The organism is Bradyrhizobium sp. 154 (genome assembly GCF_023073875.1).
GTDB lineage: Bacteria > Pseudomonadota > Alphaproteobacteria > Rhizobiales > Xanthobacteraceae > Bradyrhizobium.
The window spans coordinates 159,838-172,932 of sequence record NZ_JADPKG010000024.1 but is presented as its reverse complement, the minus strand read 5'-3'; the positions used below and the strand labels follow the sequence as shown (position 1 = coordinate 172,932).

Sequence of the window (13,095 nt, the reverse complement as noted above, 5' to 3'; positions counted from 1 at the left end):
CCGCAAAGCTGCCGCCCGAACCGTCGATGCGGTCTGCGCCGCAATCGGCCACGCACTCGATGCCTTCACCGCCGACGAATGCGCCAATTACCTCAAAAACTCAGGCTATCGAACTTAATGCCATCACGCTTTAGAAATAGCTGAAGAGGAGCTGACATTGACGGTGCGGTTGGCGCCGTCACACCGGCGAATGTGATACACGGGGGGACGCGGCTATCCGGCGTGCACCGTCCGCGGATGCCGATCATGCAGCAACTTCGCCAGGTCGTCGCGATCGCCAGGGCGGTCCCTGATGGCAATCTCGAACAAGGCTTCCTGGATATCCCGGGGCATGTCGCCCCAGGCTGCCAGGACAGCGCGTCCCAGCATCAACGCAAAATGGTTTTCGTCGTCCCGCATCGCTGATCCTCCGCGCTGGAAACAATGCGAGGTCGGCCGCATCGTTCCCGGCAGAGGCGTCGCGAAAGTTCCGCTCGCAAACAAAAACGCGGCGGATCGCTCCGCCGCGTTCGAACCGGATGCGGTGCAGGGAAGTAAGCCCCTACTCCTGCTCGTCCTCCTGCTTCTTGCCGCCGAGCGTCTTGAGCTTGGCGAATACGGCGTCGACATTGAGGTCGTCGCTGGATTTCTGCGCGGGCTCGTACTCGTCCTTACGGGTGGTCTCGGAGGCCGGCAGCAGCGTGGCGCCCCCATAGGCTGCGTCGATCGGCTTCTCCTTGGCTGCGCGCTGCACCTCGAAATCGAGCTCGATCTGGGAGCACAGGCCGAGGGTGACAGGGTCGATCGGGGTCAGCGCGGACGTGTTCCAATGGGTGCGGTCGCGCACGCTCGCGATCGTGCTCTTGGTGGTGCCGACCAGACGCATGATCTGGGCGTCCTTCAGCTCAGGATGGTTGCGCAGCAGCCAGAGGATGGCGCTCGGGCGCTCGTGGCGCCGCGAGACCGGCGTGTAGCGCGGGCCCTTGCGCTTGGGCTGGGGCGGCAGCACCACCTTGCTCTCCTGGAGGCGGAGCCGGTAGTCCGGGTTCTTCTCGCCCTTCTCGATCTCTTCGCGGGTCAACTGGCCGTTGGAGAGGGGGTCCATGCCCTTGATGCCCTGGGCCGCGTCGCCGTCGGCGATCGCGCGCACCTCGAGGGGATGCATCTTGGTAAAATCGGCGACCTGGTCGAAGGTCAGCGCGGTGTTGTCGAGCAGCCAGACGGCGGTCGCCTTGGGCATCAGAGGTGCGTTGCTCATGGCAAATCTCCTTTGTGCTTCGCCCACCCCTCTGGAGGCGAAACCGGTGGTCATCAGCGATGACAGGGAATTGGCGCTATATAAGCCCGGAGGGGGTAGCCACGCAATGGTTCTGCTATAGATAGTGCCTTGACAGCGCCCGAAAGGGGGCCCAATTCCCTTTGAAGTCCCTGTAAAGTCCAGGCAGACTGTTTTAAGCCCAATCCATCCATCGACCGCCCCCGCCAGAAGGCGAAACGGGTGATTCGGTCCCGAGATCGCTCAATGTCAGCCAAACCAGACCTCAAGATCGTGCTTTGTTCTCCCCGTGGCTTCTGCGCCGGGGTGGTCCGGGCGATCGACACCGTGGAACGGGCGCTCGATAAATACGGCGCTCCCGTCTATGTTCGCCATGAGATTGTGCACAACAAGTACGTCGTCGACGGGTTGAAGAAGAAGGGCGCGATCTTCGTCGAGGAGCTCGCGGAAATCCCTGAGAATACCACCGCGCCAGTGGTGTTCTCGGCCCATGGCGTGCCGAAGTCGGTTCCGGCCGATGCCCAGTCCCGCAATTTGTTCTCGCTGGATGCGACCTGCCCGCTGGTGACCAAGGTGCACCGCGAGGCCGCGATCCACTTCAAGCGCGGCCGCGAGATCTTCCTGATCGGCCACTCCCATCATCCTGAAGTGGTCGGCACCCTCGGCCAGCTTCCGGTCGGCGCCGTGACCCTGATCGAGACCGCCGAGGACGCCAAGACCATCACTCCGAAGGACCCCAACAACCTCGCCTTCGTGACCCAGACCACGCTGTCGATCGACGACACCGCGGAGATCGTGGCGCTGCTCAAGGAGCGCTTCCCGAACATCAACGGGCCGCACAAGGAAGACATCTGCTACGCCACCACCAACCGCCAGCTCGCGGTGAAGAAGGTGGCGCCGGTGGTGGACGCCCTGATCGTGGTCGGCGCGCCGAACTCGTCGAACTCGCAGCGCCTGCGCGAGGTCGCCGAGCGCGAGGGCTGCAAGATCGCGGTGCTGGCGCAGCGCGCCGCCGACATCGACTGGGGCAAGTTCGACAACATCGCCAGCCTCGGCATAACCGCGGGAGCATCCGCGCCGGAAGTGATCGTCGAGGAGATCATGGACGCGTTCGCAGAGCGCTACACGCTGCATGTGGAGACGGTCTCGGCCGCGGAAGAGAACGAGTTCTTCCCGCTGCCGCGCTCGGTGCGCCCCGAAGCCGCCGCAGAGTAAATCTGCATGGCGGTCTACACCGACGTTGCCGCCGATGAGCTTGCGGATTTCCTGAAGCAATACGATCTCGGCGAACTGCTCTCCTACAAGGGCATCGCCGAGGGCGTCGAAAACTCCAACTTCCTGCTGCACACGAGCCAGGGAAACAAGCAGGCCTCGTTCATCCTCACGCTCTATGAGAAGCGCGTGGCGAAGAACGACCTGCCGTTCTTCCTCGCGCTGATGACGCATCTCGCCGAGCATGGCATCAACTGCCCGTTGCCGGTGAAGGCGAGGGACGGCGAGGCGCTGCGCGAGCTGGCGGGCCGGCCGGCCGCGATCATCACCTTTCTCGAGGGCATGTGGCCGCGCAAGCCGAATGTGGCCCATTGCGCCGGCGTCGGCGAGGCGCTGGCGAAAATGCACCTGGCTGGCGCCAACTTTGCGATCAAGCGCGCCAATGCGCTCTCGGTCGCGGGCTGGCGGCCGCTGTTCGATGCGGCCGCAAGCCGCGCCGACGAGGTGCAGCCGGGGCTGCGCGTCTTTCTCGCCGCGGAGCTCGATCATCTCTCGAGCGGGGTCTGGCCCACCAATCTACCGGAGGGCGTGATCCATGCCGACCTCTTCAACGATAACGTCTTCTTTCTCGGCGACCGGCTCTCGGGGATGATCGACTTCACCTTCGCCTGCAACGACATGCTGGCCTATGACGTCGCGATCTGCCTCAACGCCTGGTGTTTCGAGCCGGATCATTCCTTCAACGTCACCAAGGCGCGCGCCTTCCTCAATGCCTATGGCCGGGTGCGAAAGCTCTCCGAAGCCGAAGAGGCGGCGCTGCCGCTGCTCGCGCGCGGCGCTGCGATCCGTTTCCTGCTGACGCGGCTGGTCGACTGGCTCAACGTGCCGCCGGGCGCGCTGGTGCGGCCAAAGGATCCGCTGGAATATGTCCGCAAGCTGCGCTTCCACCAGAGCGTGACGAGCGTGCGCGACTATGGGCTGATGCCGTCAGGACTGGTGGCGTGAGCGAGCTTCCTAACGTCACGATCTATACCGACGGCGCCTGCTCGGGAAATCCCGGTCCGGGCGGCTGGGGCGCAATCCTGAAGTTCGGCGACAAGGAGAAGGAGCTGAACGGCGGCGAGCGTCACACCACCAACAACCAGATGGAGTTGATGGCGGCGATCTCAGCGCTCGAAGCACTGAAGAGGCCGTGCACGGTCGATCTCTACACCGACAGCCAATATGTCCGTCAGGGCATCACGGGGTGGATCTTCGGGTGGAAGCGCAACGGCTGGCGCACCGCCGACAAGAAACCGGTGAAGAATGTCGAGCTATGGCAGCGTCTCGATGCCGCGCTGAAGCAGCACGAGGTCCGCTGGCATTGGGTCAAGGGCCATGCCGGGCATCCGGAGAACGAGCGCGCCGATCAGCTCGCGCGGGACGGCATCGCGATGGCGCGGTTGCAGCAGAGAGTGCGGGAGTAGTAGCGCCGTCTCGGGCGTCGCCAAGCTCTCTCCAGCCGGCCAAGGCGGGCGATGACACCGGGGGTGAGGCTACTACGCCGCCCCGATCACGATCCCCACCGCCAGCACGATGGCGCCGCCGAGCACGATCTGGAACACGGCCTGGAGAAACGGCGTGTCCATGTAGCGCGAGCGGATGAAGGCGATCGCCCACAATTCGAAGAACACGACGACGCAGGCGATGGCGGTCGCGACCCAGAATGCGTTGGCCCAGCTGTCGGGCACGAGATAGGGCGCGGTGTGGCCGAGCCCGCCGAGCGTCGTCATCGCGCCGCACGTGAGGCCGCGCAGCCAGGGCGAGCCGCGCCCCGTTAGCGAGCCGTCGTCGGAGAGAGCTTCCGCAAAGCCCATGCTGATGCCGGCGCCAATCGACGCGGCAAGGCCGACCAGAAATGTCTGCCAGTTCTGATGCGTGGCGAAGGCGGCCGCAAACAGCGGCGCCAGCGTTGAGACCGATCCGTCCATCAGGCCCGCGAGGCCCGGCTGCACATATTGCAGCACAAACATCCGCCGCCGTGTCCGGTCCTCCTCGGCGCGCACGTCGGGCTTGAGGATCTCGTCGGTGAGCGCGACGGCCCGATTCTCGTGATGCCTCTCTTCCTCGGCGAGATCGCCGAGCAGGCGGCGCACACCGACATCCTCCGCCTGCTCGGCAGCCCGCGCGTAGAAGCGCTCGGCTTCGAGCTCCATGGTCTCGACTTCCTTCCGGATCGTGTCGAGCGGCAGGTTCTTGGTCAGCCATATCGGGCGGCGGCGCAGGAAGCCCTTCACGTCCTCGCGGCGGATCGGCGGCAGATGCGAACCAAAACGCTCCTCGTAGAGCTGGAGCAGGCGATGCCGGTGGCCGCGTTCCTCCTCGGCCATCTCCTCGAAGATCTTGGCCGTGTCCGGGTAGCGCTCGCGCAAGTCCTCGGCGAAGGTCATGTAGATGCGGCTGTCCTCCTCCTCGGAGGAAATCGCGACCGCAAGCACCTCGCGCTCGGTCAGGTCGGCAAAGTTCTTCACGACGGTCCTGCCATTAGTTTAGAATTATTCTAAACTATAGGTCGCCGCGGTTCCCCGGTCAAATCAGCCGGTGCGGGCCTTGGCGAGGAAGTCCAGCAACAGCCGGCCGACTTCGGCGGGCTGCTCCTGCTGCACCCAATGGCCGGCGCCATCGACGAGATGGCAGCCGAGCATCTTCGTGCACGCGCGCGCCTGCATCGCCTCGAACGCGCCGGGGCGTTGATAGGTGCCCCAATCCTGCTTGCCCGAGATGAAACAGGAGGGCACGTCGATGCCGCGGCCAGAGAACAATTGCAGTTCGCGATTGAAAGCGCCCGAGGTGCCGCAGCGATACCATTGCAGCCCGCCCTGGAATCCGGTGCGGCCATATTCGGCGCTGTAGTAGGCGAGCTCGCGGTCCGGTAGCCATTGATTGGCGGCGATCGCGCTCGGCGACGGCATCTCCTTGGCCACCGTCTCAGCCATCGTCTCGTTCAGGTCCATCACGTAATAGGTCGGCAGCTTCGCCAGTTCATTCGCCGACCATGATGCCAGCGGATACGGCTTGTTGTCGGACCAGTCCGCGCTCTTGTGATGATAGTAGGCGCGCAGGAAATCGTGCACGCCCTGCGGCGCGCAGTGCATGTCGGCGTTGGCCGCGCGTGTCGAATAGTACCATTGATAGTGTTTTCGCGGACGCGGCAGCGCGGCGAGTTCGCGATGCACGGCGTCTTCGGCCGCAGGCTTTGCCGGCGTGTCGACTGTGTTGAAAGGCAGCGGCGGCGGTCCACCGAACGGCGCGCTCATCATCGTCACCGAGCGAAACACGTCGGGCCGGCTCAGGGCGCACCAGGCCGCGACCGCGCTGCCGAAATCGTGCCCGACCACATCGACCTGTCGGTAGCCGAAAGCCGCCACCAGGGCGAGCGCATCACGTATCAGGTTGAAGAGCGAGAAGGGCGCGAGATCGCCGTCGTACTCGGCGCGCCATCCCATCGTGCGCCCATAGCCGCGCTGGTCCGGCGCGATCACGTGATAGCCCGCCGCAGCTAGCACCGGCATCACCTTGCGCCAGGAGAAGGCCAGCTCGGGAAAGCCGTGCAGCAAGAGAATGCACGGCCGGCCCCCGGTTTCGAACCCGGCTTCCAGCACATGCATGCGCAAGCCGTTGATGCCATCGACATAGCGTGCGCGGATGCCGGCGGGGAGCGGGACGTCGGGGAGATCGGCCATAGGCGCTTCCTCGTGATGGCCCGGCTTGTCCCGGCCATCTACGTTCTTCGTTGCCGTTGATTGTAAGAACCTAGATGCCAGGCACAAGCCCGGGCATGTGAAGAGAGGTCGTTCCGCTAGGCCGCCGCGCAGACGAAGCCGCTGCCCTTGCGCTTGATCTTGCCCACCGACGGCGAGGGGAAATGCGCCGTGCAGCACAGCGTGTCGGTGTCGCAATAGCGCTCCAGGAAGCCGCGGCGCGTTTTCGCCGCTGTCGCCTGATCGACGTCGAACTTCATCGACAACTCGGGATAGAGCGCCTGCAATGGCGAGTGGATGAGATCGCCGGAGAACACCGCATCGTCCTTGCCGCGTCCGACAGTGAAGGCGACATGGCCCGGCGTGTGGCCCGGCGTCGGCAGGATGCGGATGTGATCGCCGATCTGATGGTCACTGCCGACGAGTTCGTGGCGCCCCGCCTCCACCACCGGCAGCACGCTGTCGGCAAAGGGCGGGACCTCCGCCTTCGCATTCTGCTCGGTCCAGTAGTCGAACTCACGCTTGGCGAAGACGTAGCGCGCCTTGGGGAAGGTCGGTACCCAGCGGCCGTTCTCGAGCCGGGTGTTCCAGCCGACATGATCCGCATGCAGATGCGTGCACATCACGAAGTCGATGTCGTCCACCGACACGCCGGCAGCATTGAGCCCGCGCAGATACGTGTCGTCGGTCTTCATGTGCCATTTCGGCCGCTGCGGCCGCGGCTTGTCGTTGCCGATGCAACTGTCGATCAGGATGGTGTGATGCGGCGTCTTCACCACGTAGGACTGGAAGCACAGGATCAGCGTGTCCTGCTCGTCCAGTGCCTTGGCCTGCCGCATCCATGCGCGGTTCTCGGCCAGCACCTCCGCCGTCAGCCCGGGAATGAACTCCAGCGCCGGGAAGAACGGGACTTCCTGCTCGATGACGCGATGGATGGTGAGATCGCCGACGGAGTATTTGAGGCTCATGAGAGCTCCTGCGAATTATGCCGGAGGCGGCACCGAGATTTTCACGGAAGGCCGCTCCAGCATTCTCTGATGGAAGGCGTCGAGCTTGGGATAGGCTTGGCGCCAGCCGCAATCGGCGAAGCGGAAGTCGGCATAGCCGAGCACGCAAACGAGGCCGATCTGCGAGATGTCGAACGGGCCGTTCAGCACCTCTGGCATATTCTCGAAGCGTGCCATGCCCGTCCAGGCCCTGTTCCAGTGGTCGTCCGACCATGCCTGCCATTGCAGGCCCTGCGGCCGCACCATCTTCTCGTAGCGGCACAGCAGCATGGAATCGAGCATGCCGTTGAGCAGCGAGTGGTTGGTCTTGGTCTTCCAGCGCCGCGGCCCGTAGTCCGGGATCAGGCTGCCGCCGGCGATCTCGTTGAGATATTCGACGATGACGTAGGAGTCCAAAATCACGTCGCCGTCATTGGTGATCAGCACCGGCAGCTTCTTCAGCGGCGTGATGCGCGAATAATCCTCGTTGGCGGTGCCCGGCGCGACGGTTGCGGGCACGAGCTCGATCTTGTCGATCAGCCCGAGTTCGACCGCAGCGATGCGCACCTTGCGGGCGAAGGGCGAGGCGGGGGAGAAGGTGAGTTTCATCTGAATAACCTCTATCCAAACACACACGCCTCATCCTGAGGAGTGCGCCTCTTCGGCGCGCGTCTCGAAGGACGGAATGGGAGGCGTTCTCTCGTCACCCGGCCAATGAGTCGAGTGACCGTGTTATTGGCGCATCCTTCGAGACGCGCATTGCGCGTTCCTAAGGATGAGGGCGGAGAGCCTACGCCGCGATGATCTCCTGGCGCTGCTCGCCGAGACCTTCGATGCCGAGCGTGACGACGTCGCCGACATTGAGGAAGGTCGGCGGCTTCATGCCGAGGCCGACGCCGGGCGGGGTGCCCGTGGTGATGATGTCGCCGGGCAACAGCGTCATGAACTGCGACACATAGGAGACGCACTTGGCCATGGAGAAGATCATGGTCTTGGTCGAGCCGGTCTGGCGGCGCTGGCCGTTGACGTCGAGCCACATCGAGAGGTCCTGCACGTCCTTGATCTCGTCCTTGGTGGCGAGCCATGGGCCGAGCGGGCCGAACGTGTCGTGCGACTTGCCCTTGGTCCATTGGCCCAGGCGCTCGGTCTGGAAGTTGCGTTCGGAGACGTCGTTGCAGACGCAATAGCCGGCGACGTAGTTCAGCGCATCGGCTTCCGAGACATATTTGGCGCGGGTGCCGATGATCGCGGCGATCTCGACTTCCCAGTCGAGCTTGGTCGAGCCGCGCGGCTTCTCGACCGGATCGTTCGGGCCGGAGAGCGAGGTGTTGGCCTTCATGAAGATGATCGGCTCGGTCGGGATCGCAGCGCCCGTCTCCTTGGCGTGGTCGCTGTAATTGAGGCCGATGGCGACGAATTTCGAGATGCCGGTGACCGGTGCGCCGAAGCGGGGCTTGCCGGACACCGCGGGCAGCGAGGCGGGGTCGAGGCTCGCCAGCTTTTTCAGAGATTCCGGCGAATAGGCCTCACCGGTCAGGTCCTTCACATGCGCCGACAGGTCGCGCAACTGGCCGGATTTGTCGATCAGGCCGGGCTTTTCCGCACCCTTCTCGCCATAACGAACAAGCTTCATTCTCGTTTCTCCCTGGGAATAGACCGATCGGTTGAACAGCTTCATGGAACAGGGCGGCGGGAAATTCAACCGCTCACTGCCGGGCGTTTCCGCATTACACCCCCTCATCCTGAGGGCCCGCCGAAGGCGGGCATCTCGAAGGATGGCCGCGGGCGGGGCCTTCATGGTTCGAGACGCGCGAAGACGCGCTCCTCACCATGAGGAGTACCGTCACCCCAGCGCCACAAACCTGAACGCGTCGCCATCCCGCTTGATATGCCCGGCCGAGAAATGCCCGCCGATCACCAGCGTCGGCGTGTCGGCAAAGCGGCCGAACAAGTCGCGCCGCGTTTCGGCCGATTGCGCCTGGTTGGAATCCGCGGTCGAGGACCAGTCGAGATGCGCCATCTGGCAGGGGTGGTGGGCGACGTCGCCGGTGAGCAGGCCCTGCTCGCCGTCGGACTGGATCAGGATGCTCATATGGCCGGGGCTGTGGCCTGGCGTCGGGATCATGCTGATCTCGTCGTAGAGCTGGCGGTCGCTCGCGATCAGATCGGCCCTGCCGGCATCGACGATCGGCTGCACGGAATCATTGAACACCGCTGCCTTGTCCGGTTCGGCGGAGTGGTCGCGCCAGTGCTCGTATTCGGTCTTGCCGAACACGTAGCGCGCATTCGCAAAGGTGGGCAGCCATTTGCCGTCGACCAGCTTCGTATTCCAGCCGACATGATCGACGTGAAGATGCGTGCACAGCACCGTGTCGATGCTGTCAGGCGCGAAGCCTGCCGCCGTCATCGTCTCCAGAAATGGTGTGCTGCGATGATTCCAGGTTGGGACGTTGCGGCCCTGCTTGTCGTTGCCGAGCCCGGTGTCGACCACGATCCGGCGCGTCGGCGTCTCCACCACCAGCGAATGGATCGACATCTTCAGCCGGCCTTCTTCGGTGGCGAAATGCGGGATCAACCAGGGCAACTTCTGGATCTCTGCGTTCCCTGCGAGCGGCAGGATGAAGCGGGTCGAGCCGACCGTCTCCAATTCCACCACCTTCGTGATTTTGACCCTGCCCACCTTCCACTGCATCGGCGCCTTCCCATGTTCTTGTTTTGGTGCCGAAACATGCGGCCTTCCGCCATGGAGCGCAATGGATCATCTGACGCGATGCGGCGTTATCGCGGGAACCGGAGGAGGAGCCATGCCAGAGCTTGCAATATCCGCTGAAAAAGTCGCTTTTATCATCGAGAAGGCGCGCGAATTGGACGTCAAGGAGGGCGATTCCGATCCGGATTCCGGCTCGAACCCGAGCGATGACGATGCGCTCGACGTTCTCGAGGACGACGGCTCCGATCCTGTCGTCCAAGAGCTCGGGAGCTTCATGATTGCCCTGAACGAGGACGAGCAGCTCGATCTCGTCGCGCTGACGTGGCTCGGCCGCGGCGACGGCACGATCGATGATTGGGACGATTTGCGCACCCGCGCAGTGGAGGCGCGGAATGAATATCGCAGTCCGCGCCGCGAAACGGTGCACTATCTGCTCGGCGAGCCCATGCTGGGCGATCTGCTCGCCGACGGTCTCGACGCATTCGGCATCGACTGGACCGATGAGCGCACCACCGCTGATTCCTCCGCTCCAAGTCAGCAGGACGAGGACGAACCGACCAAGCAGCGGTGAGACGGAGAATGCTCTCCCCGTAAGAACGGGGAGAGCGAGATGCGCGACTACAGGGTCCCCGGGAACGCGCCGCCATCCAGCAAAATGTTCTGCCCGGTGATGAAGCCGGCCTTGGCGCCGCAAAGGAAGGCGCAGGCATAACCGAACTCGTCGGGCTGGCCGAAGCGGCCGGCGGGGTTCTGCTTGGCGCGCTCGGCCAGGATCTGCTCCGGCGTGACGCCGCGCTTGTCGGCCTCGGCCTTGGCGGTGCCGGTCAGGCGGTCAGTCTCGAACGGGCCAGGCAACAGGCCATTGATGGTGACGTTGTTGATCACGGTCTTGCGCGACAGGCCGGCGATGAAGCCGGTGAGGCCGGCGCGCGCGCCGTTGGAAAGGCCGAGGATGTCGATCGGCGCCTTGACGGCGGCCGAGGTGATGTTGACGATGCGGCCGAACTTGCGCGCCATCATGCCGTCCACCGTCGCCTTGATCAGCTCGATCGGGGTGAGCATGTTGGCGTCGATTGCCTTGATCCAATCGTCGCGGGTCCAGTTGCGGAAATCGCCGGGCGGCGGGCCGCCGGCATTGTTGATCAGGATATCAGGCTCGGGGCAGGCCTTCAGCACGGCCTCGCGGCCTGCCGGCGTCGTGATGTCGCCGACGATCTCGGTGACGGTCACGCCGGAATAGGCTTTGCGGATGTCGTCGGCCGTCTTCTTCAAGGCCTCGGCGCCGCGCGCGGTCAGGGTGACATGAACCCCGGCCTCGGCCAGCGAGATGGCGCAGGCGCGCCCGAGGCCCTTGCTGGATGCGCAGACGATGGCGCGGCGACCTTTGATCCCAAGATCCACTGTTTCACTCCCGTAATGTCAGGTAGGTTTTGGACGGCGGCTACTCTATCCAACCTCGACGCTGCTGATAAGGGACGGGCCCGCTTCAAAATGCATGGCGCGCGCTGCGGCGATGCAAATGCGGAGGCATGGTCCGGAAGAATGTATCGCGGTTTTCTAAAGAGATCATGCCCAAACAACAAAGCGCGATCTGATCGCGCCTCAGATGCGCCGCTCCTGCTTGAGGCGGTCGATCGCGGCAGCCGCCTCCGGCGGCAGCGACTTGAATCCCATCTGTCCTACCGTCGAGAACAGCGGGCGCAGATGCGAGCCGGCGAGAAAAGGCGGCTGGCGGTTGGCCGGCACGATCTGGTCGAACACCGCTACCAGCGTGGTGGCGACGAGGCCGACCCTGATGGTGCCGAGCGCGGCGCCGCCGAGCCGGTCGCCGATGCCGGCCTCGCCGATGGTGTCGTTCAGGGCGGTGCGGCCGATATGCCCGAGCAGCATGCCGATCACCACAAAGATGGCGAAGAACCAGATCCAGTTCTGGAGCAGCGGTGAATTCGCGTTGGCTGCGATCTGCGGCGCGATCAGCGGCATCAGCGCCACCGCCATCGGCGCGGCGAGCAGATAGGCGAGGATGGTCACAGCGCTGCGCAGCAGCCCGGTCCTGAAACCGAGGCCGACCGCGATGGCGAGTGCCGAATAGACCGCGAGATCGAAACTGTTCATGCCTGCGAGCTCACCTCAGGAAACGTTGCTGCGCTGGAACGAATGAACGCCGAGCCGATCATTCCGGTTTCAGATCGCTAAAATCGTCTGTATTGATGGCTTCAAAAGCTCAGGGATTACGCCCAAGGAAATCGTCATGGCAGACCTATTCGACGTCAGTGAAGAAACCATCCTCGTGACCGGCGCGAGCCAGGGGCTGGGACGGCAATTTGCCCGAGTGCTGGCGGCCCATGGTGCATCCGTCGCGCTCGCGGCGCGGCAGACCGACAAGCTGAAGAGCCTGGAAGAAGAGATCCGCGGCAATGGCGGCCGCGCCGCTGCCGTCGCGCTCGACGTCACCGACACCGCGTCGATCGCCAGGGCGGTCGATGCGGCGGAAGCTGCGCTCGGGCCGGTCACCGTGCTGATCAACAATGCCGGCATTGCCATCGAGAAGCTCGCGACCGAGCAGACCGAGGCTGACTGGGATGCCGTGATCGGTGCCAACCTGAAGGGCGCCTATTTCCTCGCGACGGAAGTGGCGCGGCGCATGATCGCGCGCAAGCAGCCGGGCAACATCGTCAACATCGCCTCCGTGCTCGGCACCGGCGTGCTGAAGGCGGTCTCTCCTTACGCGATCTCTAAGGCCGGCATCCTCCAGGCGACCAAGGCGATGGCGCTGGAGCTCGCGGGCCAGAACATCCGGATCAACGCGCTCGCGCCCGGCTATATCGATACCGAGATGAACCACGCCTTCTGGTCGACGCCCGCAGGCGAGCGCCTGGCCAAGCGCATCCCGCAGCGCCGCGTCGGCGCCGAGTCCGATCTCGACGGCGCGATCCTGTTGCTGGCGTCGAACGCCTCGCGCTACATGACGGGCAGTGTGGTGACGGTGGACGGCGGGTTCTTATTGAATTGAGCTACGCTGCGCTATTGGCGCGCGAGAGCTTTACTCCGGTCTCGTCCCGGACAAAGGCGTCCGATTGCGTCCCGCGGCCGCCGCGAGCCGGCTCGGCCGCGACCGCGCGACCATGGCACCGAAAGGCATCCTCCAGCGCCTGCAGCGGGGTGTTTGTCAGGGATTGTCCAAGGCACGGT

General features: G+C 64.3%; 15 protein-coding genes. 5 read left to right on the top strand and 10 right to left on the bottom strand.

Features of this window, described 5'->3' with window-relative positions; genetic code table 11:
• Positions 1-213 precede the first annotated feature (213 nt).
• Entirely contained in the window at positions 214-399 is a 186-nt protein-coding gene (locus tag IVA92_RS04470) for a hypothetical protein (RefSeq protein ID WP_247277932.1), read from the bottom strand.
• 142 nt (positions 400-541) lie between these two features.
• Complete coding sequence (locus tag IVA92_RS04465) at positions 542-1,237, bottom strand: cell cycle transcriptional regulator TrcR (protein ID WP_247277931.1); 696 nt, start codon at positions 1,235-1,237, stop codon at positions 542-544.
• 264 nt (positions 1,238-1,501) lie between these two features.
• Between IVA92_RS04465 and ispH the strand changes: the two genes are divergently transcribed.
• Genes ispH through rnhA form a run of 3 tightly spaced genes read left to right on the top strand, consistent with a single transcriptional unit; the run spans position 1,502 to position 3,933 of the window.
• Positions 1,502-2,470: a 4-hydroxy-3-methylbut-2-enyl diphosphate reductase gene (ispH, locus tag IVA92_RS04460; protein ID WP_247277930.1), complete on the top strand. Its 969-nt coding sequence runs from the start codon at positions 1,502-1,504 to the stop codon at positions 2,468-2,470.
• A 6-nt stretch (positions 2,471-2,476) separates the two neighbouring features.
• On the top strand, positions 2,477-3,472 hold the full coding sequence (locus IVA92_RS04455) for a homoserine kinase (protein ID WP_247277929.1): 996 nt from the start codon (positions 2,477-2,479) through the stop codon (positions 3,470-3,472).
• Positions 3,469-3,933, top strand: coding sequence for a ribonuclease HI (rnhA, locus tag IVA92_RS04450; protein WP_247277928.1), 465 nt, complete (start codon positions 3,469-3,471; stop codon positions 3,931-3,933). The genes IVA92_RS04455 and rnhA overlap by 4 nt, the downstream gene beginning before the upstream one ends.
• A 72-nt stretch (positions 3,934-4,005) precedes the next feature.
• On the opposite strand, the gene mbfA is transcribed toward rnhA, so the two are convergent.
• The 6 genes from mbfA to IVA92_RS04420 form a co-directional block, all read right to left on the bottom strand.
• Positions 4,006-4,977 carry an iron exporter MbfA gene (gene mbfA / locus IVA92_RS04445; RefSeq protein WP_247277927.1) on the bottom strand — a complete coding sequence of 324 codons (972 nt, stop codon included), beginning with the start codon at positions 4,975-4,977 and terminating at the stop codon, positions 4,006-4,008.
• Positions 4,978-5,040: 63 nt separating this feature from the next.
• Complete coding sequence (locus tag IVA92_RS04440; RefSeq protein WP_275974759.1) at positions 5,041-6,189, bottom strand: alpha/beta hydrolase; 1,149 nt, start codon at positions 6,187-6,189, stop codon at positions 5,041-5,043.
• A gap of 116 nt (positions 6,190-6,305) precedes the next feature.
• Complete coding sequence (locus tag IVA92_RS04435; protein ID WP_247277926.1) at positions 6,306-7,175, bottom strand: MBL fold metallo-hydrolase; 870 nt, start codon at positions 7,173-7,175, stop codon at positions 6,306-6,308.
• Positions 7,176-7,190: 15 nt separating this feature from the next.
• On the bottom strand, positions 7,191-7,802 hold the full coding sequence (locus IVA92_RS04430) for a glutathione S-transferase family protein (protein ID WP_247277925.1): 612 nt from the start codon (positions 7,800-7,802) through the stop codon (positions 7,191-7,193).
• A 181-nt stretch (positions 7,803-7,983) separates the two neighbouring features.
• Positions 7,984-8,826, bottom strand: coding sequence for a fumarylacetoacetate hydrolase family protein (locus tag IVA92_RS04425; RefSeq protein WP_247277924.1), 843 nt, complete (start codon positions 8,824-8,826; stop codon positions 7,984-7,986).
• A 210-nt stretch (positions 8,827-9,036) separates the two neighbouring features.
• Positions 9,037-9,885, bottom strand: a complete 849-nt coding sequence (locus IVA92_RS04420) for an MBL fold metallo-hydrolase (protein ID WP_247277923.1) — start codon at positions 9,883-9,885, stop codon at positions 9,037-9,039.
• A gap of 112 nt (positions 9,886-9,997) precedes the next feature.
• Here IVA92_RS04420 and IVA92_RS04415 point away from each other — a divergent pair, with 112 nt between their 5' ends.
• Complete coding sequence (locus IVA92_RS04415) at positions 9,998-10,474, top strand: DUF3775 domain-containing protein (protein WP_247277922.1); 477 nt, start codon at positions 9,998-10,000, stop codon at positions 10,472-10,474.
• 47 nt (positions 10,475-10,521) lie between these two features.
• On the opposite strand, the gene IVA92_RS04410 is transcribed toward IVA92_RS04415, so the two are convergent.
• Positions 10,522-11,304, bottom strand: a complete 783-nt coding sequence (locus IVA92_RS04410; protein ID WP_247277921.1) for an SDR family oxidoreductase — start codon at positions 11,302-11,304, stop codon at positions 10,522-10,524.
• A gap of 201 nt (positions 11,305-11,505) precedes the next feature.
• A complete protein-coding gene (locus tag IVA92_RS04405; RefSeq protein ID WP_247277920.1) occupies positions 11,506-12,018 on the bottom strand; it encodes a CvpA family protein in 513 nt (170 codons plus the stop codon).
• A 136-nt stretch (positions 12,019-12,154) separates the two neighbouring features.
• On the opposite strand from IVA92_RS04405, the gene IVA92_RS04400 reads away from it, so the two are divergent.
• Positions 12,155-12,916, top strand: coding sequence for an SDR family oxidoreductase (locus IVA92_RS04400; RefSeq protein ID WP_247277919.1), 762 nt, complete (start codon positions 12,155-12,157; stop codon positions 12,914-12,916).
• The last annotated feature ends 179 nt before the right edge of the window (positions 12,917-13,095 follow it).

Bases quoted from the DNA above. Each gene is read 5' to 3' on its own strand.
- IVA92_RS04470 (WP_247277932.1), bottom strand. From the start codon at position 399: ATGCGGGACGACGAAAACCATTTTGCGTTGATGCTGGGACGCGCTGTC.
- IVA92_RS04465 (WP_247277931.1), bottom strand. From the start codon at position 1,237: ATGAGCAACGCACCTCTGATGCCCAAGGCGACCGCCGTCTGGCTGCTC.
- ispH (WP_247277930.1), top strand. From the start codon at position 1,502: ATGTCAGCCAAACCAGACCTCAAGATCGTGCTTTGTTCTCCCCGTGGC.
- IVA92_RS04455 (WP_247277929.1), top strand. From the start codon at position 2,477: ATGGCGGTCTACACCGACGTTGCCGCCGATGAGCTTGCGGATTTCCTG.
- IVA92_RS04440 (WP_275974759.1), bottom strand. From the start codon at position 6,189: ATGGCCGATCTCCCCGACGTCCCGCTCCCCGCCGGCATCCGCGCACGC.
- IVA92_RS04435 (WP_247277926.1), bottom strand. From the start codon at position 7,175: ATGAGCCTCAAATACTCCGTCGGCGATCTCACCATCCATCGCGTCATC.
- IVA92_RS04430 (WP_247277925.1), bottom strand. From the start codon at position 7,802: ATGAAACTCACCTTCTCCCCCGCCTCGCCCTTCGCCCGCAAGGTGCGC.
- IVA92_RS04425 (WP_247277924.1), bottom strand. From the start codon at position 8,826: ATGAAGCTTGTTCGTTATGGCGAGAAGGGTGCGGAAAAGCCCGGCCTG.
- IVA92_RS04420 (WP_247277923.1), bottom strand. From the start codon at position 9,885: ATGCAGTGGAAGGTGGGCAGGGTCAAAATCACGAAGGTGGTGGAATTG.
- IVA92_RS04415 (WP_247277922.1), top strand. From the start codon at position 9,998: ATGCCAGAGCTTGCAATATCCGCTGAAAAAGTCGCTTTTATCATCGAG.
- IVA92_RS04405 (WP_247277920.1), bottom strand. From the start codon at position 12,018: ATGAACAGTTTCGATCTCGCGGTCTATTCGGCACTCGCCATCGCGGTC.
- IVA92_RS04400 (WP_247277919.1), top strand. From the start codon at position 12,155: ATGGCAGACCTATTCGACGTCAGTGAAGAAACCATCCTCGTGACCGGC.